Annotated in this window: 22 protein-coding genes; 10 read left to right on the top strand and 12 right to left on the bottom strand. The window is 60.7% G+C overall.

Features of this window, described 5'->3' with window-relative positions; translation table 11 throughout:
- Position 1: 1 nt before the first annotated feature.
- Positions 2-1,420, bottom strand: coding sequence for an RsmB/NOP family class I SAM-dependent RNA methyltransferase (locus tag E8M77_RS10125; protein ID WP_137130520.1), 1,419 nt, complete (start codon positions 1,418-1,420; stop codon positions 2-4).
- Complete coding sequence (gene htpX / locus E8M77_RS10120; RefSeq protein ID WP_137130519.1) at positions 1,411-2,370, bottom strand: zinc metalloprotease HtpX; 960 nt, start codon at positions 2,368-2,370, stop codon at positions 1,411-1,413. The genes E8M77_RS10125 and htpX overlap by 10 nt, the downstream gene beginning before the upstream one ends.
- A 117-nt stretch (positions 2,371-2,487) precedes the next feature.
- Between htpX and E8M77_RS10115 the strand changes: the two genes are divergently transcribed.
- On the top strand, positions 2,488-2,706 hold the full coding sequence (locus E8M77_RS10115; RefSeq protein WP_137130518.1) for a DUF1674 domain-containing protein: 219 nt from the start codon (positions 2,488-2,490) through the stop codon (positions 2,704-2,706).
- Between the two features lie 25 nt (positions 2,707-2,731).
- Here E8M77_RS10115 and E8M77_RS10110 read toward each other — a convergent pair whose 3' ends face one another.
- Together E8M77_RS10110 and E8M77_RS10105 are read right to left on the bottom strand one after the other, a co-directional pair.
- The gene (locus tag E8M77_RS10110) at positions 2,732-3,121 is read right to left on the bottom strand and encodes a hypothetical protein (RefSeq protein WP_137130517.1); all 390 of its coding nucleotides are present in this window, start codon (positions 3,119-3,121) and stop codon (positions 2,732-2,734) included.
- 80 nt (positions 3,122-3,201) lie between these two features.
- Entirely contained in the window at positions 3,202-3,417 is a 216-nt protein-coding gene (locus tag E8M77_RS10105; protein ID WP_137130516.1) for a hypothetical protein, read from the bottom strand.
- 297 nt (positions 3,418-3,714) lie between these two features.
- Here E8M77_RS10105 and E8M77_RS10100 point away from each other — a divergent pair, with 297 nt between their 5' ends.
- A complete protein-coding gene (locus E8M77_RS10100; protein ID WP_137130515.1) occupies positions 3,715-5,865 on the top strand; it encodes an EAL domain-containing protein in 2,151 nt (716 codons plus the stop codon).
- Entirely contained in the window at positions 5,862-8,366 is a 2,505-nt protein-coding gene (locus tag E8M77_RS10095; RefSeq protein ID WP_137130514.1) for an ATP-binding protein, read from the top strand. The genes E8M77_RS10100 and E8M77_RS10095 overlap by 4 nt, the downstream gene beginning before the upstream one ends.
- Before the next feature lie 9 nt (positions 8,367-8,375).
- On the opposite strand, the gene E8M77_RS10090 is transcribed toward E8M77_RS10095, so the two are convergent.
- A complete protein-coding gene (locus tag E8M77_RS10090) occupies positions 8,376-9,380 on the bottom strand; it encodes a crotonase/enoyl-CoA hydratase family protein (RefSeq protein ID WP_170975812.1) in 1,005 nt (334 codons plus the stop codon).
- 187 nt (positions 9,381-9,567) lie between these two features.
- Here E8M77_RS10090 and E8M77_RS10085 point away from each other — a divergent pair, with 187 nt between their 5' ends.
- The 5 genes from E8M77_RS10085 (at position 9,568) to arsK (ending at position 13,401) form a co-directional block, all read left to right on the top strand.
- Entirely contained in the window at positions 9,568-9,927 is a 360-nt protein-coding gene (locus E8M77_RS10085; protein ID WP_137130512.1) for a helix-turn-helix transcriptional regulator, read from the top strand.
- Positions 9,928-10,007: 80 nt separating this feature from the next.
- A complete protein-coding gene (gene arsB / locus E8M77_RS10080; RefSeq protein WP_137130511.1) occupies positions 10,008-11,063 on the top strand; it encodes an ACR3 family arsenite efflux transporter in 1,056 nt (351 codons plus the stop codon).
- A 4-nt stretch (positions 11,064-11,067) separates the two neighbouring features.
- Entirely contained in the window at positions 11,068-11,490 is a 423-nt protein-coding gene (gene arsC, locus E8M77_RS10075; RefSeq protein WP_137130510.1) for an arsenate reductase (glutaredoxin), read from the top strand.
- Positions 11,465-12,202, top strand: a complete 738-nt coding sequence (arsH, locus tag E8M77_RS10070) for an arsenical resistance protein ArsH (RefSeq protein ID WP_170975819.1) — start codon at positions 11,465-11,467, stop codon at positions 12,200-12,202. The genes arsC and arsH overlap by 26 nt, the downstream gene beginning before the upstream one ends.
- Complete coding sequence (gene arsK, locus E8M77_RS10065) at positions 12,199-13,401, top strand: arsenite efflux MFS transporter ArsK (RefSeq protein ID WP_137130509.1); 1,203 nt, start codon at positions 12,199-12,201, stop codon at positions 13,399-13,401. The genes arsH and arsK overlap by 4 nt, the downstream gene beginning before the upstream one ends.
- A 25-nt stretch (positions 13,402-13,426) precedes the next feature.
- Here arsK and E8M77_RS10060 read toward each other — a convergent pair whose 3' ends face one another.
- From E8M77_RS10060 to E8M77_RS10040, 5 genes are all read right to left on the bottom strand, one after another.
- A complete protein-coding gene (locus E8M77_RS10060; RefSeq protein WP_137130508.1) occupies positions 13,427-14,422 on the bottom strand; it encodes a P1 family peptidase in 996 nt (331 codons plus the stop codon).
- Positions 14,423-14,517: 95 nt separating this feature from the next.
- The gene (locus E8M77_RS10055; protein WP_137130507.1) at positions 14,518-14,853 is read right to left on the bottom strand and encodes a type II toxin-antitoxin system RelE/ParE family toxin; all 336 of its coding nucleotides are present in this window, start codon (positions 14,851-14,853) and stop codon (positions 14,518-14,520) included.
- Positions 14,853-15,128: a ribbon-helix-helix domain-containing protein gene (locus tag E8M77_RS10050; RefSeq protein ID WP_246659204.1), complete on the bottom strand. Its 276-nt coding sequence runs from the start codon at positions 15,126-15,128 to the stop codon at positions 14,853-14,855. The genes E8M77_RS10055 and E8M77_RS10050 overlap by 1 nt, the downstream gene beginning before the upstream one ends.
- Before the next feature lie 126 nt (positions 15,129-15,254).
- The gene (locus E8M77_RS10045) at positions 15,255-16,796 is read right to left on the bottom strand and encodes an aldehyde dehydrogenase family protein (protein WP_137130506.1); all 1,542 of its coding nucleotides are present in this window, start codon (positions 16,794-16,796) and stop codon (positions 15,255-15,257) included.
- 45 nt (positions 16,797-16,841) lie between these two features.
- Positions 16,842-18,125 carry an FAD-binding oxidoreductase gene (locus tag E8M77_RS10040; protein WP_137130505.1) on the bottom strand — a complete coding sequence of 428 codons (1,284 nt, stop codon included), beginning with the start codon at positions 18,123-18,125 and terminating at the stop codon, positions 16,842-16,844.
- Positions 18,126-18,225: 100 nt separating this feature from the next.
- Between E8M77_RS10040 and E8M77_RS10035 the strand changes: the two genes are divergently transcribed.
- Positions 18,226-19,149: a LysR family transcriptional regulator gene (locus E8M77_RS10035; protein WP_137130504.1), complete on the top strand. Its 924-nt coding sequence runs from the start codon at positions 18,226-18,228 to the stop codon at positions 19,147-19,149.
- Positions 19,150-19,201: 52 nt separating this feature from the next.
- A complete protein-coding gene (locus E8M77_RS10030; protein ID WP_137130503.1) occupies positions 19,202-19,438 on the top strand; it encodes an Lrp/AsnC ligand binding domain-containing protein in 237 nt (78 codons plus the stop codon).
- Between the two features lie 84 nt (positions 19,439-19,522).
- Here E8M77_RS10030 and E8M77_RS10025 read toward each other — a convergent pair whose 3' ends face one another.
- Together E8M77_RS10025 and E8M77_RS10020 are read right to left on the bottom strand one after the other, a co-directional pair.
- The gene (locus E8M77_RS10025) at positions 19,523-19,744 is read right to left on the bottom strand and encodes a hypothetical protein (protein ID WP_137130502.1); all 222 of its coding nucleotides are present in this window, start codon (positions 19,742-19,744) and stop codon (positions 19,523-19,525) included.
- A 362-nt stretch (positions 19,745-20,106) separates the two neighbouring features.
- On the bottom strand, positions 20,107-22,719 hold the full coding sequence (locus E8M77_RS10020; protein ID WP_170975811.1) for an aminotransferase class III-fold pyridoxal phosphate-dependent enzyme: 2,613 nt from the start codon (positions 22,717-22,719) through the stop codon (positions 20,107-20,109).
- Positions 22,720-22,751: the final 32 nt, after the last annotated feature.

Genomic DNA, 22,751 nt, shown 5'->3' with positions numbered 1-22,751 from the left:
CTTACCCTGCTTCGCTGCGACGCAACACACACGCGAAAAAGCCATCCATGCCGCCGGCGTAGCCGTCCTGTGGTTGCAGCATGGCCGGTGTGGTGCGGAATTCGCCTGCTGCATTGATGGCGTCTTCCAATCCCGGCCAGTCCTGCTTTGCCACCGGCATGCGCTCGATCATGGGGTTCTCGGAAAGAAGCTTTGCCACCAGTTCCTCGCCTTCCAGCGGATCGAGCGAGCAGTTGGAGAAGACGACAATCCCGCTCGGTTTCACCAGAGTTAGGGCATGGCGCAGCATGCGACCCTGAAGCTCTGCCAGTTTTTCGATGTCCTTGGCGCTTTTCGTCCACAAGACATCCGGGTGGCGGCGTGTGGTGCCGGTTGACGAGCAGGGGGCATCGAGAAGAACGCCGTCGAGAAGCTCTTCCGGCTGATAGTCAAACAGGTCACATTGGACGATGTCTGCCGATAGATCGAGCCGCGCGAGGTTTTCCTGAAGCCGCACGGAGCGGTTTGCCGATTGTTCGACGGCAATCACGTCGGCACCGAGCGCGGCAAGCTGGGCGGTCTTGCCACCCGGTGCCGCACAGAGGTCGGCAATGCGCTTGCCTTTCAGGTCGCCAAACAGCTGGGCCGGCAGGCAGGCGGCGGCATCCTGCACCCACCAGGCGCCTTCGTTGAAGCCATCGACGCTCGGGATTGAACCTTCAAAGGAGGCGAGCCGCAGGCTGCCGGTCGGCAGCAGCCTGGCATTCAGCCGTTCCGCCCAAACTGCTGCATCCGCCTTGACGGTGAGGTCGATCGGGGCCGGCGACAATTGGGCCTCGGCAATGCGACGTGCCTCGTCTTCGCCATAGGATTTGACCAGCCGGCTGTAGAACCAGCCTGGCACGGGCGAAATCGCCTCGCTTGCTGCAAGTATCTCCTCGCGCTCGCGCACCATGCGGCGCAAAAGCGCGTTGACGAGCTTGGCAAAACGGCGATTGCGCGGGTCACGATGCGCCTGCTCGACGGCAAGGTCAACAGCGGCATGGGCTGGAATATCTAGATAGAGGATCTGGGCCGCCGCCGTGGTCAACACATGTTGCAGCGCGCGCGCACCTTCCGGCAGCGGCGTATCCAGCATCATCGACAGGCTTTTCTCAATGCGCGGCAGGTGGCGCAGCGTCGTGTTCAAAATGGCGCGCAGGAGGCCGCGATCGGCATCACTCAGTGCCCGATAGGCAGGGTTGCCATGGCCGGCGTCCAGCATGCCATCCAGCGGGGTCTTCTTGTCCACCACGGCGGCCAGGATCTTGGTGGCGGCAATGCGCACGTCAAGGCCCGGCTTGTCGGCAAATGGTGTCGCCTGCGGCTTGCCGTCACTTGCGGGGTGGCGATGCGGGGGCTGTTTCGGGTTCTTCTTGCTGTCGGCTGCCGTCAAGACCATGGACCTTTGCGCGGTTCGTCGTTTCCGCGCGCCGGACCGGTGGTCGGCACGGAACGCGATGTGCGCGTGGGTCTAGCAGCCGGGGAGGGACGCGTCGAGGTCGCGGCGAACTCGGATGCCATGGAATGCAGGGCATCGATGCGGTTTTGCGTGTTCGGATGCGTCGAAAACAGATTGTCCATGCGCTCGCCCGACAAAGGGTTGATGATGAACATGTGCGCGGTTGCCGGGTTGCGCTCGGCATCGCTGTTGTGGATCACCCGTGCGGCGCCGGCAATTTTGCCGAGAGCGGAGGCCAGCCAGATCGGATTGCCGCAGATTTCCGCACCCCGGCGGTCGGCGGAATATTCGCGCGTGCGGCTGATGGCCATCTGCACGATCATGGCGGCGAAGGGCGCCACGATCATGGCGAGCAGTATGCCGATAAAGCCGAGCGGATTGTTGTTCTCGCGATTTCCGCCAAAGAAGAAGGCGAAATTTCCGAGCATGGAAATGGCGCCGGCAAGCGTTGCGGTAATCGTCATGGTCAGCGTGTCGCGGTTCTGGATATGCGCCAGTTCATGGGCCATCACGCCGGCCACTTCCTCGGGCGTCAACCGTTCCAGAAGTCCGGTCGAGGCGGCAACGGCGGCATTTTGCGGATTGCGGCCCGTGGCAAAGGCATTGGGTTGCGGGTTGTCATAGATATAGACGCGCGGCATGGGGAGGCCGGCATTGGCAGACAGATCGCGGATCATGTGGAAGAATTCCGGCGCATTGTGTGCATCCACCTCTTGCGCGCGATAGGCCGACAACACCATCTTGTCGGAATTCCAGTAGGAGAACAGGTTCATGCCTGCTGCGACAAGGAATGCGATCATCATGCCGCCGCTCCCGCCGATCATAAAGCCGATACCCATGAACAGGGCGGTCATGAAGGCCAGCAGCATGGCGGTGCGGATCATGTTCATCGTCGCTTCTCCCAGGGAAAACGGCAGCGGTACTTCATGAGCACCGCATATTGCCCTAGGATGTGGTTATTCGGGAATTGTTTTCAATATTCCCGCAGAGGCAGGACTTCGAAGACCATGCAGATGCCGGACAACGACAATACGGAAACCGAGACCGCAGCAGCGCCCGCGCCGAATGTGCTTTCGCCGGCTGCAGCGCGTGCGTTGCAGGAGGCCGAAGAGCGCCGCAAGGCGGAAAAGCCGCTTGATAGGCCAGCCGAGGTTGGCGGTCGTGGCGGTGCCGATCCCGCCCGTTTCGGCGACTGGGAAATCAACGGTCGCGCCATCGATTTCTAGCCGCATCAGGGAATTTCGTCAGCGGTTACCTTTGGGGGGTGGCACTGCTGTCGAGGATCCAGGCGCGAAGTGCGGCGATGATGGCAAGCCTGAGGCTTGCCTGACGGACCAGAGCACGGGTGAGGGCATGACCCTCGCCGGCAAAGCCGATTTCCTGTGCTATCGTCTCTGGTGTGATGCGCCGTGCAATCATGATGCGTTCGATCCGCCTGACTGTGTCTGGCAGCAGATAGCGGCCATTGGCGATGAGGATTGGAAGATCCGGCGCATCGACCGGCGTTGACGCTTCCGGAAAACCCGGTGTTGCGCCCTCTCCCAGCGTCGTGGCGAGAAATTGCCGGCGGTCCTCTGCGCTCGCCCGCTCCCAGTGTTTCAAGAGCTTTTCCAGTGGGCTACGCTTGATCTTCTTGGGCATGCGGCATCCGACATTCATCATCTGCGTCCTGCTGTAATACATCCAGAGGCCGGGCGCGACTCATGCCGGTGTCGTTCACGTCACAGCTCGAGGTAGGAGGGCAGGGGCGCCAGCATCTGCTTCAACTGGTCGGGATGCTTGACGCCAAACAGAAACCAATCGACGAGCGCCCGCGCAATGGCTTGGCCCTCTTCGCTCGCGAGCGATATCGCGCGCTCGCGACACACGTCCTCCAGTACCTGCCGCAGGAAGGACAGATCCTTGCTATCCAGCGTATCGTAGGATGGAAACGACATCACCCTTCTCTCCATGCCCATCGAGCAAAGCCTAGGGTGTATATTAGCAATGGTCAAAGCAAAGCTCTTTACCCAAAGCGGTCTGTTTCAAGGTGTGGTTGTGTTGCAACGGCTCAGTTGAACGCAAGGCCTACCGAGTACATGTCGTGTTTTGATTCGCTACGGAACAGAAGTAGCGAATTGTTAAGACCTGAACAGCTAATTTAAGTGAGCTTTTCTCGGGTTACCGCTCAAGTTTTAAGGGCGCCTGCTGGTGCCGCGCCAAATGTCATCGCCGAAATGATATCGGAAACATGAATGCCGCTCATAGCGATCGTTGACGATCAGGAGACAAACAGACGCATATTCGAGAGGCTCGCTTCCTCTGTAGAGGAAGGCGCTTCCATTCGTGTGTTTGCCGATCCGTCAAGCGCACTCGCGGCCTTCGAGCAGGGGGCTGTCCCTGACCTCATCCTGACTGACTACAAGATGCCGGTGATGGATGGCGAGGGGTTCATTCGTGCCTTGCGTGCGCTTCCCGGCTTTTCCGAAATCCCGGTCATCGTCATCACGGTCTATGAAGAACGCAGCTTCCGCATGCGGGCGCTGGAAGCCGGTGCCACGGATTTCCTGCAAAGCCCTGTCGATCATCAGGAATTTGTCGTGCGGGCCCGCAATCTTCTGAAGATGCGCAAACAGCAGCTTCTGCTGGAAAGCCGCGCCGCCGTTCTGGCCCGCGAACTGGAAACCAGCGAGCAGCATCGGGAAGCAGCACTTCGTGATTCCAGCGAGCGCCTGGCCCAGGTCATCGATACGCTTCCGGCCATGATCAGCGCCAGTGACAATTTCGGCCGCGTGCTGTTTGCCAATGCCTTTACCGGTGCCTTTCTTGGTTCTGATCCCGCCGATCTGGTGGGCAAGGGGAGCGAGGTGCTTGTCGATGCGGATCTGGCCGGCCCCAATCGCACACTGGATCGCAAGGTGATCCGCACCGGTCATGCGCTGAAAAGCTTCGAGCGGGAACTCACCAATACCTTTGGCGAAAAGCGCGTGCTGCTGACGACAAAAAGCCCGCTGCGCGATGGTGCGGATGCGATTGTTGGCGTTCTGACCAGCGCGCTTGACATTACGGAGCGCAAGCGTGCGGAAGAGCATCTTCTGCATGCAGCCCGCCATGACATGCTGACCAACCTGCCGAATCGGAGCTTTCTCTATGACCGGTTGCGCCGGGAGCTTGCCCGCGCCCGCCGCGGTGATCGCTCCTTTGCACTGCATTTCATCGATATCGATGAGTTCAAGAGCATCAATGAACTGCTGGGCCATGATGCTGGCGATGCTTTCCTGATCGAAGTTGCAACGCGGCTTGTCGCGCTTGTCGGGCCGGACGACATGGTGGCGCGGGTGGGTGCGGACGAATTCGGCATTCTACAGGCACTGGGTCCCAACCATATCGAGGCCGGTGAACTGGGTGAAAAGATCATTGCCTCTGTCGGGCTTCCCTTTTTCCACCTTGGCAAGCATGTCTCCTGCGGCGCAAGCGTCGGGGCGACGCTCTATCCGATCGATGGAACGGATGTGTCTAAACTGGCGAAGAACGCTGACCTCGCCGTGCGTCAGGCCAAGGAGTCCGGTGGCAACCAGTTCCGTCTCTACGAGACGAATATGGCCGATCGCATTCGCAACAATGCGGTGTTGGACAGCAAGTTGCGCATGGCAATCGACCAGAAGCAGTTTGTCCTGCACTATCAGCCGCAGATTTCTGCCATCACGGGCTCGATCATCGGTGCCGAGGCGCTGCTACGCTGGAACCATCCCGAGCGGGGAATGGTGGCGCCGGGTGAGTTCCTCATGCGGGCGGAAGAAAACGGGCTTATCGTGCCGATCAATGAGTGGGTGCTGCATGAGGCCTGCCGTGAGGCCAGAAATTGGCATCGTATGGGTCTTGGCCATCTGCGCATCGGTGTCAACCTGTCGCCCGTGCAGTTCCACCGCATCAGCGTTGCGGGGCTCGTCAGGCATGCGCTGGATGTCTCGGGTCTCGATCCCAATTGTCTCGATCTGGAAATTACCGAAAACATCGTGATGGAGAACACCGCCTCCGTTGTGTCCGAACTGCGCCAGATCGCCGATCTCGGCGTTGGCATCTCGCTCGATGATTTCGGCACAGGCTATTCGTCGCTGAATTACATCAAGCAGTTTCCCATTGATCGCATCAAGATTGACCAGACCTTCGTGCGTAATATGGTCGAGGATCCGAGCGATCATACGATTGTGCGCACGGTTGCCAATCTTGGCCACAGTCTTGGTCTGACCGTGGTCGCCGAAGGCGTGGAAACGGAGGAACAGGCCAATCTTCTGAAGGTGGATGGTTGCGACGTGATGCAGGGCTACCTCTATGGACGCCCGATGCCGGCAGACCAGTTTGTTGCTTTGGTGCACTCCTGCCGCAAGCTCGAGCTGAGCGCATGACCATGCTGCGGCCGTTTGCTTTCAGCCGTCTGTGGAAGCGTCCGCCATTGGCTTCCGTCAAGGATATCCGCACGCTCCTGCGCGAGCGGCCCGATACCGAGCATGAGCTGACACTCAACCGTCTGCTGATTTCCTCGGCCATCCTCATCTATCTCAGTGTCTCGATGCTGCTGGGTTCTGAAGCCGCCGCTTCAGCGCTCAGCGTGGCACTTCTTCCGGTCTTCCTGTTCGAAATATTCGTGGCCGGCCTCTTTATCCATATCCTGATGTGTCCAGGTGTATCTCCGATGCGCCGGCTGGCCGGTATCATAGCCGATACGAGCATGTTCTCCTATGGTCTGCATGCCAGCGGCGAAGCCGGTGCCGCCCTTTTTCTTGTTTATCTCTGGGCCGTGCTGGGCAATGGTTTCCGCTTTGGCGTTGTCTATCTGTCGGTTGCCGCCGCCGCGTCCCTCTGCGGTTTCTGGGTGGTCTTCCAGACGACCCCCTACTGGCAGCAGCAGCCCACCGTGGCGCTCGGCCTTGTCGGCGCGCTCATCGTCATTCCCGCCTATTCAGCCAAGCTGATCCGAAAGCTGTCGCAGGCCAAGCGCGAGGCGGAGGAGGCAAGCCAGGCAAAAAGCCTGTTTCTGGCCAGCATGAGCCATGAGCTGCGCACACCGCTCAACGCCATTATTGCGCTTAGCGATATCCTGACGCAAAAGAACCTGCATCCGGAGCACCATGACATGGTGCGCACCATTGCACGCTCGGGCCGCTCGCTTCTGTCGCTGATCGAGGCGGTGCTGGATCTGTCACGCATCGAGGCGGGGCAGACAAAGGTTGTCGCGCAAAAAGTCGATCTGCCGCTTCTCCTCAACGATGTGCGTTCAATCATCGGTGTCAATGCCCTGCACAAGGGCTTGCGCATTGCGCTGCATATGGAAAGCGGAACCCCACGCTTTGTCAGCACGGACCGCCGCCATCTGGAAGAAATCCTGCTCAATCTGGCCAGCAATGCCGTGAAATTCACAGAGGCCGGGCATGTGCGGATCGGCGTCTCCTTCGAGCATACCGAAAGCGGCGATGTGCTGCGCTTCGAAGTCGCCGATACCGGCATCGGGATCGATACATCCGCTCATGCGCTGATCTTCGATCGCTTTACCCAGGCCGATGGCACGATCATGGACCGCTTCGGCGGCACCGGCCTCGGGCTTGCCATTGTCAAGCAGTTGGTGCGGGTCATGGGCGGCGATATCGGCGTTCGAAGCGCTCCGGGCGACGGCAGTACCTTCTATTTCAACCTGCCGACTGAGGCCCTCGGGGAAGAGGTCTGTACCGAGGCGAGCCTGCCGCCCTTTGTATTCATGGGCGATGTGGCCATTCTGCCTGCAGAATTGCGCCGCCTCGCCCTGCCTGCGCCATCGATTCAGGAGGCCATTCGGTGCGCCAGGACCTTGAATGTCGAAACCGGCTGCCGGCCACTCGTCGTCATCGATGCGGCTATTCCGGGACTGTCGCCCCGTGAGATCGGCGTCACGCTTTTGCGGTCCCGTGGTCTCAGCGATGAGCCGGTGTTGGCCCTGTTCAGCCCGGACCATGATCTCCTGCGCTACAGTTCCAGCCTGCGAGACCTGTTCTTCTGCACCATTGGCGGTGCAGAGGCCGCAGATCTTGCCAATGTCTCGGCGCTTCTGCGCCTGGAGGACGGCGTTGCCGAAAACCGAATCACCCCGGCCGAGGCTGGCGATAGCCTTCGGATCCTGATTGCCGACGATAACAAGACGAACCAGATGGTGCTGGGCAAGGTGCTGGAAATGGCCGGCCACCACCACGAATTTGTTGGGAATGGCGAAGACGCTGTCGAGCGCATGATGAAGGGCGATCTTGATCTGGTGCTGATGGACGTCAATATGCCGGTGATGAACGGCATCGAAGCGACGAAGTTCTATCGTTTTGCCGGTCTCGGCACCGCGCTCATTCCGATTATTGGCGTGACGGCTGATGCGACGGAAGATGCGCGCCAGCGCTGCCTGGATGCAGGCATGGTGGAATGCCTGACAAAGCCCATCGAGCCGCGCCATCTTGTCGAGGTGATCGCCGCAACCATTGCGTCACGACCGGCGGAGCGCAAGCCCGTGATGTCGCCCTCGCAGATCGAGGAGGAGCTGGCAAAGGACCATCCGGTCATCGATCCGGTGACCTTCAATGCCCTTGAAAAGCTGGGCGGGGCAGAGTTTGTCGAGACCTTGCTCAACCAGTTTGTCGAGGAATCCATCACCGCACTCAGCACGCTGGCGGACGCCGTTGCCGAGGAGAATATCCACGGGTTCCGCAATTCGGCGCATGCGCTGCGCAGCGCTGCTGCCAATGTCGGTGCCGCCCGGATCTACCAGATGTGCCTGGAATGGCGGGAAATCAATGATCCCGAGCTTGCCAGCGAAGGCGAACGGCATCTGCATCATCTGCGCGACGAATTCCAGCGGTTCCGCGTGGAAGTCGCTCAGCGCCGCGCATCCTGATACCTGGTATCAGCTAGCCTTCTCGCGCATTTGTGTGCGGGCAACCTCCAGCCGCTTGGTCTGCGCCATCCGCAGCCGATCGATCTTGCGCAAGTCGGCATCTTCCAACTGCATGGCAGCCTCCACCCAGAGATCCACCACGTCGATCAGTTCCTGGTGCGTGAGCGGGTTGACGCGGCGCTTCACCTCCCGCAACGTCCGGTAGATCATGTGCTTGCGCGTATGGCGGGCAATGAATTCGCGCACTGCCGCTTCACCCTGGCCATCCTCGACCACCAAATCGACCAGGCCCATTTCGAAGAGCGCATCGGCGGTATAGATCTGGCCGCCCATGATCATCTTCGTTGCCCGCGTCGGGTCCAGCCGCCGCGACAGGAAGCTGTAGGCGCCCATGCCGGGAAACAGATTGAACAGGATTTCCGGCAGGCCGAATTTGGCGCTGCGTTCGGCAATGATCATATCCGATGCCATGGCCGCTTCGAAACCACCGCCAAGCGCATCGCCGCGCACCAGCGAGATGAGGACGATGGGAAGATCAAGACTCATCGAGGAGGAGTAGACCAGATCGACGCAATCGAGCGCATAGCGGCGCAGGCCCTCGCGGTCCTTCTCGCGGATGTGCTGGCCGAAGTAGCCCAGATCGCCGCCGAGGTTGAAAATGCCCGGCACCTTGGAGCCGTTCACCAGGTAAAGCAGTGGCTGCTCGCCCTCGTCCCGTCCAAACAGGGACTGGATATGGCCGCGCAGGCGGCTGAGATCGGCCAACAGGCCGGGGGTGTAGCTCGGCGCCTCGACCGGGTCCATGTAGTACCAGAGTGTGCGCAAAGCCGGATCCACCCGCACATCCAGATTGTCATAATGTGTCGTTGCAAATCTCAGCTCGAGAGGCAGCGGCATTGTCTGGAGCTTCGCGTCGGCGATACGCGCCACGGCGCCCCGCTCATCACCGTGCAAGGGCTGGTCCGGCTTCATTGTCGTGTGAGCCAGCCGTTCCTGTTCCGACACATCTGCCATCATCGATACCTCACTGCCTGATTGCCGACAGCTTATCAGAGAAGTGTGCACTGCAAAGTGTCCGGTTAATCATTTGTTAATGATAGTTTATGGGCATGGTTAACCGGCCAAAGATCGACGAGCGCCTCTTGTCTGTGACAGGGTTTTGTTTTATTCGCCTCTTCAATATTTCAAGGAATATAGAAATATGGACGAGAAACAGGCTGTCGCAATGTTTGGTGCGCTGTCGCAGGATACCCGGCTCAGCATCATTCGCATGCTGGTTGTGGCGGGACCGACAGGCATGGCCGCCGGCGCCATTGCGGAGGCGGCGGGCGTCTCTCCCTCCAATATCTCCTTTCACCTGAAAGAGTTGGAGCGGGCAGGTCTTGTGACTGCCGAACGGGAATCCCGCTCCATCATCTACGCAGCCGCCTATGACCAATTGTCCGGCCTCATTCGCTTCCTGATGGAGGATTGCTGCGCCGGGCGTCCGGAAATCTGCGAACCCGCCACGGCCCTTGCTGCCGCCTGCTGCGTTCCATCCGCCAAGGAGAGCTTGCAATGACTGACCGTGTCTGTCGCTGGCCGCTGTCCGCTAGTGGCCAGAGTGAAGGCTCATCCAATCCAACCCCGAGGTGACTGGCCATGTCGATGTTCGAACGTTACCTGACCCTCTGGGTGTTTCTGTGCATCCTTGTCGGCGTTGCCCTCGGCTATGTCCTTCCCGGTTTCTTCCATGCGGTTGCCGCAGTGGAACTGGCCAAGGTCAATCTGCCGGTCGCGGTCCTGATCTGGCTGTTGGTCATCCCCATGCTGATCAAGATCGATTTTGCCGCCTTGGGGCAGGTTGGCCGCCACTGGCGCGGCATTGGCGTCACTCTCTTCATCAACTGGGCTGTCAAACCCTTTTCCATGGCGCTCCTCGGCTGGCTGTTCATTGGCTGGCTGTTTCGCCCGCTTCTGCCGGCCGCCCAGATCGACAGCTATATTGCCGGTCTCATCATTCTGGCGGCGGCCCCCTGCACGGCCATGGTGTTTGTCTGGTCCAACCTGACCAAAGGCGAGCCGCACTTCACGCTGTCGCAGGTGGCATTGAACGATGCCATCATGGTCATCGCATTTGCGCCCATCGTCGGGCTTCTTCTGGGGCTGTCCGCAATTACCGTGCCATGGGACACGCTGATCCTGTCGGTCGTGCTCTATATCGTGCTGCCGGTGATTGCAGCACAGATTCTGCGCCGGTACCTGTTGTCTCAAGGCTCTCCGGCACGTCTCGATGCGCTTTTGAAGGTGCTGCAGCCGCTGTCCTTGGTGGCACTTCTTGCCACGCTCGTGCTGCTCTTCGGCTTTCAGGGAGAACAGATCATTGCCCAGCCCCTGGTGATAGCGCTCCTTGCCGTGCCGATCCTGATCCAGGTCTATCTCAATTCCGGCCTGGCCTATCTGCTTAACCGCGCCACCGGCGAAGCGCATTGCGTTGCTGGTCCCTCCGCCCTCATCGGCGCCTCCAATTTCTTCGAGCTTGCGGTTGCCGCTGCCATTAGCCTCTTTGGCTTCCAGTCCGGGGCAGCGCTTGCGACTGTCGTGGGCGTGTTGATCGAAGTGCCGGTCATGCTGTCCGTCGTCTGGATCGTCAATCGCAGTAAGCCCTGGTATGAACGCGGCGCATCCGTGCAGGCCGCCGCCCTTGAAAGGACCTGACCTCATGGATGTGACCATCTATCATAATCCTGAATGCGGCACTTCGCGCAACACGCTCGCCATGATCCGCAATGCCGGCATCGAGCCGACCGTGATCGAGTATCTCGACACGCCGCCCGCCCGCGACGTGCTGGCCCGCATGATTGCCGATGCCGGGCTTTCCGTACGCGAGGCTATCCGCGAGAAGGGCACGCCCTATGGCGAGCTTGGCCTCGACAATCCGTCACTCGGTGAGGAACAGTTGCTGGATGCGATGCTGGCGCATCCGATCCTCATCAACCGGCCTTTCGTCGTCACCCCGCTTGGCACGCGCCTGTCGCGCCCCTCGGAAGTGGTGCTGGAAATTCTACCCGATACCCACAAGGGTGCCTTTGCCAAGGAAGATGGCGAACAGGTTCTCGATGCCGGGGGCAAGCGCATTGGCTGACATTCTGACCGATCTGCCGGCCGTAGCCACCGATCACCTGCGGCTGCCGGATCTTGAAGCGTTGCGGCCTGCCTTTTCCACGCATAAGCCGCGCATTCTGATCCTTTACGGCTCGCTGCGCACCATCTCCTATAGCCGGCTTCTGGCCGAGGAGGTGGGCCGGATTCTGACGCATTTCGGCTGCGAGGTGCGCGTCTTTGATCCGACCGGCCTGCCGCTTCCGGATGCAGAGCCGGTCAGCCACCCGAAGGTGCAGGAATTGCGCGATCTCGTCCAATGGTCGGAAGGCCAGCTTTGGGTGAGCCCCGAGCGCCACGGCGCCATGACCGGCATCATGAAGGCGCAGATCGACTGGATTCCATTGTCGGTCGGCTCCATCCGCCCAACACAGGGCAAGACGCTCGGTCTCTGCCAGGTCTCCGGCGGCTCGCAATCTTTCAACGCCCTGAACCAGATGCGCATTCTCGGGCGCTGGATGCGGATGATCACCATTCCCAACCAGTCCTCGGTCGCCAAGGCCTTTCAGGAATTCGACGAGAAGGGTCGCATGAAGCCTTCCTCCTATTATGATCGTGTGGTCGATGTCTGCGAGGAATTGGTGAAATTCACCATCCTGACCCGCGATGCATCGAACCACTTGACCGATCGCTATAGCGAGCGGAAGGAAGATGCCGAAAAGCTCGAGCAACGTGTGAAGCTGACGTCGATATGAGTGAACGCCTGCCGGTTTCTGCCATCGTTTCGCTCGGCGCCACGCAGATCATTGGCTATGGCACGCTCTATTACAGTTTCAGCATTCTGGCGCCGGATATGGCGCTGGAATTTAACTGGCCTGTCGAGTGGGTCTTCGGCCTCCTCTCGGCCTCGCTTTTTCTGTCTGGTCTGGCGGCTCCGCTTGCCGGGCGCTGGATGGATCGCTTCGGTGCCGGTCGTGTCATGGCACTTGGTTCCCTGGCCGCCGCCCTTTCATTGGTCGTCTGTGCAGTTGCTCCCAATCCGGCAGTTTTCGTGGCGGGCATCCTGTGCGTCGAGCTTGCGGCCAATCTTGTGCAATATGGTGCGGCCTTTTCGCTTCTGGTGCAGATCAGACCGCGCGAGGCCTCGCGCAGCATCACATACCTGACGCTGATTGCAGGCTTTGCCTCGACCATATTCTGGCCCATTACCACTTTTCTGCATGGGCAAATGGATTGGCGCGAGGTCTATCTCGTCTTTGCCGCGCTTAATCTTCTCCTCTGCCTGCCGCTGCATGGCTGGCTCGGCATTCAGGGCAAGGTTGGAACCCGCAATACCGCCGCTCTCGGTCGCGGAGAGCCGGTGGTCGGAATTCTTCCCGCTTCTGTGCGTGATAGCGGCTTCCGGCTGATGCTGGCCGGCATGGGGTTGCTGTCCTTCGTCAATTCGGCGCTTCTGTTTCATCTGGTGCCGGTGCTGACGGGGCTTGGTCTTGGCCAGACCGCTGTTCTGGTGGCAACCGTGTTCGGCCCTGCCCAGGTGCTCAGCCGCTTCACGAATATGATCTTCGGCCAGAACCTCAAGCCACTGCATCTTGCCGTCTTGACCGCGCTTCTGGCGCCTTCGGCTATTTTCATTCTGTCGGTCAGCTATCCGGCCATACCCGGCGCCCTGCTGTTTGCCACAGTTTTCGGCTTCGGTTCGGGGCTCGCAAGCATTGTCTTTGGCACATTGCCGCTTGTTCTGTTTGGCAGCGAAGGCTACGGCGCACGCCAGGGGCAGATGACGCTGGTCAGGCTTGTCGCATCGGCAATTTCCCCATTCGGCCTTGCCTTCCTCTTGGAAACAAGTGGCGCGGATGTGGTGCTCTGGTCACTGGTTGTGCTGGGGCTTGTGGCTGGCGCTCTGTTTGTCGCGCTGGCACGGCTTGGACGCCACGCGGTGCAGCCGGCCTGAAAAGCATATCGGCGGCTTTTCGCCTTCAGGCGAAACGGTCGCGCCAGGCCATTTGCGCGCCGGGGACCGGCAAAGCCGTCGCCTCATAGACGCCGCGCGCCACGGCACGCGCAAAGGTCAGCGTGGCCAGATGGCAAAGCTCCATGAAATCCGCCGGGTTATCGAGTGCCATCTTTCCCGTCGCGGCAGCAAACACCGTATCGCCATCGGCTGGCAGATGGGCGGGAAGAATGGCGCGCGCCAGTCCGTCATGGGCCATGATTGACAGCCGATGCGCCTGCGCCTTGGTGAGTATGGCATCCGTCACGACCATGCCGATCGTGGTGGCCGTAAGGTTCATGCCCTTCAGGCGCAAGGATAGATCGCTGTTGGAAAATTGCGCCGGCAGGCCGAGGCCGCCAAACTCTCCCTCCCGTTCGAAAGGGGCGGCCCAGAAATGCGCGCTGTCGCCAATGGTCGCCGTACCCAGTGCGTTGACGGCAACAAGCGCTGCAATGCGGTGACCCTTGGAGGAAATGGCACTTGCCGAGCCCAGTCCGCCCTTGAAGGTGGCTGTGGTGGCGCCGGTGCCGGCACCGACGCTTCCAAGCGCAAATGGGCCTTTGGCCGCTGCCTTGAAAGCCTCATAGCCGAGGTCCCGATACGGAGAATGCAGGCCCCAATCCTTATTAGCGCCGTTCAAAAGGTCCATCAGGATCGCTTGCGGCACGATCGGAACGCGGGTCGAGCCCACCTGCAGGCCACGCCCGATCTCGCGAAGCCCGGCCTGTACGCCACCGCCGGCATCCAGTCCGAAGGCGGAACCACCCGAGAGCACCAGCGCATCGACCTTTTCGACGCTCATTGCCGGATCAAGCAGAGCCGTGTCGCGTCCGCCCGGTGCCCCGCCCAGCACAATACCGGAGGCGGTTGCCGGTTCATCGAACACCACGACAGTGACGCCGGAACCCAGCTTGAGATCCGTGGCATGACCAAGGCTCAGGCCTTCGATATCGGTCAACAGGTTGAGCATGGCAGTCATGGGGGTGTCCTTGCAGCAGTTGTGATTCGCGCATGGGAGACTATCGGTTCGTCATGGCCCTGTCCTGCGTGCGCTTGTCTGGCAATGTGTCTTGCCTATCGATCGTCAGCCGGCTCATCGTCGTCGGTGGTTTGCGAGAATTGCAGCTCGGTCGGAGCCAGCGCGTCCTTCTGACGTCCATCGCGAATGGCGGCAATTTCGATCACGCCGTCCTTTTGACGGATCGTCAGTACCAAGGGTGGCATGCTGACCTTGCGGGTTCCGGCAATCAAACCCTGTTCCGTCATGGATGGAAAGGAAGCGAGAAGTGCCTTCTGCCGCTCCAGTCTCTTGATGAGACGTCGTGCCGCCTGCGGATCAAGCTGCGCCAGTTCGGCAATCTTTGCCAGAAACCAGCGTTCAGCAGATCTGGAAAGGCGAACGGTTGGCATTATCCCGCCCGACGGCGGCGCGTTTCTGCGGCATCGACGATGAGCTGGGCCTTTTCAAGCACCATATCCAGATCGATGCTTTCACCCCGGTCAAGTTCATCGAGACCTTGGGCATCCTGAAAAATGTCGTTGCCATGGGTTTGCAGATAGAGTTCCAGCGCCTGCTGGACAATCCAATCCGGATTTTGTCCAAGCACACGCGAAGCGCTCTCCAGATTGGTCGCCATCTTTGCAGATATATTGAAGGAAAGCTGCGTCTTGTCGCTGTCTGCCATCGAGCGCACTCCGTCATTCTTCGAGACACAATCTAGCTTGGTGCAAGGTGTGAGTCAAAAAGCATGCGGAAAGGCGAATAGTTTGTGAGAGGGGCAGCAGCCTTGCCACTGCCCCTCACTTTCACATCATGCGATGTCGAACTTCACGCCCTGTGCTAAGGGCAGGGTGCGGCCATAGTTCAGCGTGTTGGTGGCGCGGCGCATATAGGCCTTCCAGGAATCGGAGCCGGATTCGCGGCCGCCGCCGGTTTCCTTTTCGCCGCCGAAGGCACCACCAATTTCAGCCCCTGACGGGCCGATATTGACATTGGCAATGCCGCAATCGGAGCCGATGGCCGAGATGAAGGTTTCAGCCTCGCGCATGTCATTGGTGAAGATCGATGAGGAAAGCCCTTGCGGCACGCCATTGTGCAGGGCCAGAACCTCGCTGAAATCTGAATATTTCATCACATAGAGGATCGGTGCGAAGGTTTCCTCGATGACCGGGCCGCATTGCGACGGCATTTCGACAATGGCCGGGCGTACATAATAGGCGTCTGCGGCGGCATCGGCATGCACGCGTTCGCCCCCGGTCACGCTGCCGCCTTCAGCCTTTGCCGCCTCCAGCGATGCCTGCATCTTGTCGAAGGCGGCCTTGTCGATCAGCGGGCCGACGAGATTGCCATCCACCATGGGATTGCCGATGGTGACCGACTGATAGGCTTTTTGCAGGCGCGGCACGAGACTGTCATAGACGCTGTCATGCACGAAGAGGCGGCGAAGCGATGTGCAGCGCTGGCCAGCCGTGCCCATGGCGGCAAAGGCAACGCCACGCAGCGTCAGATCAAGATCGGCGGTGGGCGCAACGATGGCGGCATTGTTACCGCCCAGTTCCAGGATGGCTCGGGCAAAGCGCTTGGCAAGCCGCGGGCCGACGGCACGCCCCATCACGGTCGAGCCGGTCGCGGAGACGAGTGGCACCTTGGCGTGATCGACCAGAACTTCGCCGATCTCGCGGCCGCCAATCAGAAGCGTCGAGAGATTGGCGGGCGCCTTGCCGCCTTCGGCGACGAAGCGGGCCAGTGCCTTTTCGAAGATTGCCTGCGTAGCAAGCGCCGTCATCGGTGTCTTTTCCGATGGCTTCCAGACGGTGGAATTGCCGCAGACCATAGCCAGAGCTGCATTCCAGGCCCAGACGGCCACGGGGAAGTTGAAGGCCGAGATGATGCCGGTGACGCCGAGCGGATGCCAGGTTTCCATCATGCGGTGGTCGGCGCGTTCGGTGGCGATGGTCAGGCCATAGAGCTGGCGGGAAAGACCGACGGCGAAATCGCAGATGTCGATCATCTCCTGCACTTCGCCGAGACCCTCGGATGTGATCTTGCCCACCTCGATCGAGACGAGACGGCCGAGATCAGCCTTTGCGGCGCGCAGTTCTTCACCCAGTAGGCGGATCAGTTCGCCGCGCTTGGGCGCTGGCACCTGTCGCCATTCGAGAAAGGCCTCGTGGGCTGCATCCAGTGCCGTCGTGGTGCCGGCAGCCGAGATTTCCGGCAGCTTGCCAATCTCCAGCCCGCTGATGGGGGAGCGGACGGCGAGCGTTCCACCCTGATAGGCGGATTTTTCCACGCCGAGCTTAGAAAGGATGGCATCCGCTTCGGCGGCAAGGTTCAAGGTGGCAAGGCTCATCGTGGTTCTTCTCGTCTTTCTTGTGTTGATGTCCCGGCGGGTTCGTCAGAACCGGTCGCCGGCCAGATGGGCGATCTGCGCGCCTGTCTCATAATAGGCTTCCTTCAGCACCCGCAGGGCAGGCTCTGCCGGAACTGTCAGGGGTAGCGGAAGCTCCTCTTCCGGCATCTCGCCGAGGATATGCTGTGCCAGTACTTTGCCGAAGACGGTGCCGGGTGAAATTCCGCGCCCGTTATAGCCGGAAAACCCGAGGACGCGATCGGCGAATTTATGGAAACGCGGCAGCGCATTGTCGGTCATGCCGATCTGGCCATACCATTCGGCCTCGAACTCGATCTCCGGCAATTGCGGAAAGAGTTTGCGCAGGGCTCGTTTCGCCCAGGCCCGATGAATGTCGGTACCGGTGCCACGAAGCGCGCCGACGGACCCGAATACCAGCCGCCCCCTGGCATCCATGCGGAAGGAGGACAGGATTTCCTTGGTATCCCAGCAGCCTTCGCGTTCAGGCAGGATGGATCGGCGCAGATTGTCGGAAAGCGGCGTGGTTGCCAGATTGAAATAGGGAAGGCGGACCTGTTCGCGACGCACGGCCGAAAAGGGGCCGGTCGAATAGGCATCGGTTGCAACGACGACCCAGTCAGAGGTTACGCTGCCGGCACCGGTTGAAATCACATGCCGGCCCTGTCTTTGCTGCCAGGCGATGGCAGGCGTCGATGTGTGGATCGTGGCGCCGGTCTTGACGGCGGCATGAGCAAGCCCGCGCACATAGGCAAGCGGCTGCAGCGTGCCGGCCCGATGGTCCAGAAGGGCTCCGCGATAGGCGCCTGTGCCGATCCGCCGCTCGGTTTGCGCAGCGTCCAGAACCTCGACAGGCGCGCCGCGCTTCTGCCACTGGCGGGCGCGTTCCTCGATTTCTGCAAGACCCTTGTCACCCACCGCGCAATGCAGCGTTCCGGTTCGGGTGAGTTCGCAAGCGATCGCGTGGCGCTCGATCAGCGCCATCACCACCTGCGGCCCGTTGCCGAGAAGGTCAAGCAGGCGTTCGCCATGCACCGCGCCCAGTTCCCCCGGCAGGTCGTCGGGCATCACCCACATGCCGGCATTGATGAGGCCGACATTGCGACCGGCGCCACCAAAGCCGATCTCCCTGGCCTCGAGCACCACCACAGAGCGGCCGGCTTCGGCCAGATGCAGGGCAGCGGAGAGGCCGGTATAGCCGCCACCGATCACAACCACATCCGCCATCCTGTCGCCAAGAAGCGCAGAGGTTTCCGGCGCGGATGGCGCCGTCTTTTGCCAAAGACCGTGGGAGCGTGGATCGTCGAGCATGGCCATTGTTCCGCAAGCTTAAGGCGTCCATCTTTACAGGCGGGTTGCGGCAGTGGATATCGAATTCTTCTCAATAGTTCATTCTGGGAAGGAATGATCCATGCTGCCGCCCCGGCGCTTCCTGCCGTCCTTTTCGCTGTTGTCTGCATTTGAAGCCGCCGCCCGCACCGGCAGCGTCACGGCCGCCGCCAATGAACTGGGGCTCACTCAATCGGCCGTCAGCCGGCAGATTTCTGCACTGGAAAAGCAGCTCGGGGTGGCGCTTTTCTTGCGCGAGCGCCAGACGATCCGGCTGACGATTGCCGGTGATACCTATGCCCGCGAAGTGCGCGAGGCGCTGCGGCGTATCTCCAGCGCCTCGCTCAATCTGCGCGCCAATCCGTCGGGCGGCACGCTGAACCTCGCCATCCTGCCGTTTTTCGGCATGCGCTGGCTTACCCCGCGCCTGCCGCGTTTTCTGGAAAGCCATCCGGGCATCGTCGTCAATCTCATCACGCGGCTCGAACCCTTCGATTTCCGCTTCGATACGCTGGATGCTGCCATTCATTTTGGAGAGCCGCGCTGGCCGGGAGCGGCGCTGACCCTATTGATGGACGAGGAGGTTATTCCCGCCTGCAGCCCGGTATGCCTCGAACGCCATCCGGTGCGGGGGCCTGGCGATGTGCTGGAGATGCCACTTCTCCATCTCAATACACGGCCGGATGCCTGGGAAAGCTGGTTTGCCGCGCAGAATGTGGGCTTTGATGCCCTGCATGGCATGCTGTTTGATCAGTTCATGACCATGGTCGAGGCAGCCTCAGCCGGTCTTGGCGTGGCGCTTCTGCCGCGCTTCCTGATTGCCCGCGAACTGGAGCTTGGCCTTCTGGTTCCGGCAATCGGGGACCGCGCTATGGCGACTGGTCAGTATCACCTGGCCTTCCCGCCGGATCGCGGATCCTATCCGCCGCTTATGGCATTTCGGAATTGGATCCTGGCGGAGATCGACCGCGACCGGCTTGCGCCGAACCGCGCCATCGGCCAATAGTCGGGTGTCACATGCGGTTGATGGACCGCGATCCAAGCAACGGGAACATGCCATGAAGCCGATTTTCGTCCAGTTGCGGTGCGCGCCGGGCAAGACCTATGAGGTGGCGGACGCAATCTATAAAACCGAACTCGTCTCCGAACTCTATTCGACCAGTGGCGACTGGGATCTGCTCTTGAAGATCTATCTCCCGGAGGGCGAGGAGATTGGCAAATTCGTCAATGAGAAGATCGCCGCCATTGCCGGGATTGAGCGGTCGCTGACAACGCTTACCTTCACGGCGTTCTGATTTCTAAGGCATTGATAATTTTAACGAAAAACTCCGCCCATGCCGTTTTGCGGCAGGGCGGTCGTGTCATGTCGCGTCGGGCTGTCAGGCCACTGCGGCGCGGATTGGGGCAGATGCTGTCAAGGCCTGTGCCTGCTGAGCGCGCACGTGATTGCGAATGGCCAGACGCACCTCGTCCGCCGAGGCGAAACGCTGGTCGTCCAGATCGATCACGTGAAACTTGACCGCGATGAACCGCAACCGGTCCTGATCGGGTACGACGATGCCTACGGGCTCGCCGCCATATTCGATAACCTGCTTTTGCATGGCCATACTCCTGCTGTGGCTGCGCGAAGCAGCAAGACGAATTCGACTTTTCAAAACCTTGGAAGGTGAAGCGTCACATTCGACAGCACGGGAGGGAGCGTGAGCCCGTGCATTTCACATGATGCGCCACACCGTGAAGGGCAGCAATGCGGACTAGTTTCGACATGTCACTCTCCTTCATGGTGTTGCGCTCTTCCGGTCAAAGTTGCCTACGCCACGTCAACCGTCATGGTGGAACATATGCGAGTCGGCAGATATCTTCAACTGGAAACCTGTTTACCTAGAATTTTTTTCTGTTTGATGACAAGACTGGGGCGGTTTCGTGAAAACCTGTTCGCATTGACGCCTAGGTTCAATTTCGCTTATATAGGATGGTCGCTGCTGTCGGGCAGTGAGGTCTCTGAGGCCTCTTGCTGCGGCGCTTCAGGCTGCGCAACCGAAGGATGAGCCAACGGAAGCGCAAGGTCAAGCGCCCGCACCAGCCGGTCTACGGCGGTTATGGACAGGCAAAGCGGCGCCGTCAGCGCCACGCGGTCGCCTCCGGTCGCATGCAGGAGAACGCCGTGGCCGGCAACGGTGCGGGCAAGCTCCATCGGTTCCATTCCCTCCAGCACCAGGTCGATGGCAAGCCCCTCGCCTTCGATGGCGGCGAGCGCCGGGCGATCCTTGAGCAGGCTTTGCAAGTGGTGATGAAGTGCTTCGCCCACCTCCCGCGCCTGTTCTCGCAAAGGTTCATCGTCCAGCGTCTCCAGCACGGCGGTTCCGATGCGGCAGGCGACGGCGCCGGCGGTTGGTGCCGGCAGCGTTTCAAGCAGAGCCGGTGGCAGGCGGTCGCTCGAAACAATCACGGCGGCAAGCGCCTCACCCGGCACTGGCGAGCCTGTTACGATAATGTCCGGCATGTCTTCGTCGCGTTCGAACTGCCAGAACACGTCGCCCAGCCGGCCGAAGCCGGTGCGGCGCTCGTCGGCAATGCGAAGCGGCTTGTCATCGCCTGAATGCGCGCGCGCAAGCTCATGGGCAAATTCCATCGCCTGCATTCCGTCGCTCAAGGCAAGTACCCGATCGAAACGCTTGGGCATATGCGCCAGAAGCGCCGTGCGGAAATCAGCCTGCGCCTTGGTGCCGGCAAGCCCGTTCAAAAGCAGCCACTGGCTATAGGCCGCCTCTGCCATGACCGGATGTCCATAGCCCAGAAGACCGGCGGCCCCCGACAGATCGACGAAGCAGCGACCGTGGCTATCATAGAGGCGATCGCGCCAGCCGCGAACGGGGGAGGCGGCACGGCTTGCCGGTGCATCAAGGTTGGTGCCGAGAATGAGGGAGGGCGACAGCGCCAGCCTTTTCCAGGCGCCGGCCATGCGTTCGGTGGCAAACAGCGGCGGCGTCAGGTCAGGCTCTCGGCAAAGCCGGATGCGCAAGCCGCCGACCGAGCCTTCCCGTCCAGCGACGATACCCATGCGGTCGCCGGCAAAAAGCGCGGTTTCATCCGCCAATATGCAATCCAGCCCCTCAAGTTGCAGGGTCGCTTCCTTGCCGGACAGCACAAGCCTGCCGTCCAGCTGTTTCAGCATGCCGCCGATGGGCGCATGCACCTGTGCACCCGCCGGCAGGCAGAAATCCACATGCAGGGCAAAATTTTGATTTTCGGCACGGTCCTGCTGCAGGCTGCGTGACAGGCGAAATTCACCAAACCGGGTGGCCCCCATCTGGGTCTCCCAGGCGGCGCGGGCGAGAAGCCGCCAATCAATGTCCGGATCTTCGAAATTGCCGGCGACAAACAGCGGGCTTTCGACCGATAGGTCCACCAGGCGGATCTGCGTAGCGTCGATCTCCGGCAGCAGCAGTTCCAACTCCGGCGTCTCGGGCAGCGGCCAGCCAAGTGCATCGAACAGTGCTGCTTCCATCACTGCCGGATGCACGGAGCTTGCCACATCGAAACGCCTGCGGGCCTCTTCCAGTACGCTGTCCACGGCAGCCGTCGCCGTCCCATGGGCAGCTTGCCGCTCGGCTGTGGAGCGTAAAAGGCCGATCCGCACGACGGTCAGCGGCCAGAGCGCCTTCACCTCTTCGGCAAGCAGCGGATAATGGGCATGGAAGGCCATTACGGCGGGAAGAATGTCGAGGGCGCCGTCGGTGCCCATGCCGACCAGCTCGGCGCAGCTTGCGGCAAGCAATGCCACCACCCAGCCTTGGCCAAGCGGAGAGGGGTCGACAAATCCGCTTGGCTGCCAATTACCATCCACGATTTGACCGAGTAGATCGATCCCGATCGGATGATGGTGTATCAATTGCGTTCGCAGATGCGGGCCAAGCGGCTGAACGCGGCGAAGCGCCGAGACCATTACCTTGGCAATCGGATCGCGGATATCGGCGTCGCTCACATCGCGGAGCAGCTTGACGATCGCCGGTCCCGCCTGGCGCAGATCGCTTGTCGCGCGCAGCAGAGGCATGTCGTCATCGCTTTCGCCAGGCTGCGCGGCTTCAAGATCGCGGATGAGATGCGCGAGATATGTACCGATACGCGCAGAAGCGTCTGATGATGGCCTGAGGCTTTTGGTGGATGGTTCCGCCTGCGGCAAGGTCAGCAGCCGCGCTGAAAGCGGCAGTTCCACGTCGGTGCCATCCGGCTCCACCACCCATGTGCCATCGGCAGCGGCAAGCGGCTCTGGAACATCGACCTGCCCGCTTGCCAGGCGTAAATGCAGGAGGATCGCCGCTTCAGCGTGAAACCGTTCCGCTTCGACTGGGTCTCGCGTGAAATCCAGTCGGCAGGTCAATTCCGCCTGCTTCAGCAGAAACGAGGGCGGATTCTTTTGCAACACCCCGATTTCCCCGGAAAGGCCATAATACGCCTCCAGAAATGCTGCCGGATCCGGCCAAGCGGCCTGCCATTCGGGCGGACCCTGCGGGTGATCCGCCTTGAAAAGTTCGGTCTCCTGCTCAGTCTCATGGTGCGGCTGGGCGTCGTCCATTTGTGTCTCCGCGCAAGGAGTATTTGTCGCAA

Origin of the sequence: Rhizobium sp. FY34, assembly GCF_005222845.1 — a bacterium.
Lineage (GTDB): Bacteria > Pseudomonadota > Alphaproteobacteria > Rhizobiales > Rhizobiaceae > Neorhizobium.
The sequence above is the reverse complement of the archived record's forward strand: the minus strand, read 5'-3'. Positions and strand labels throughout refer to the sequence as shown.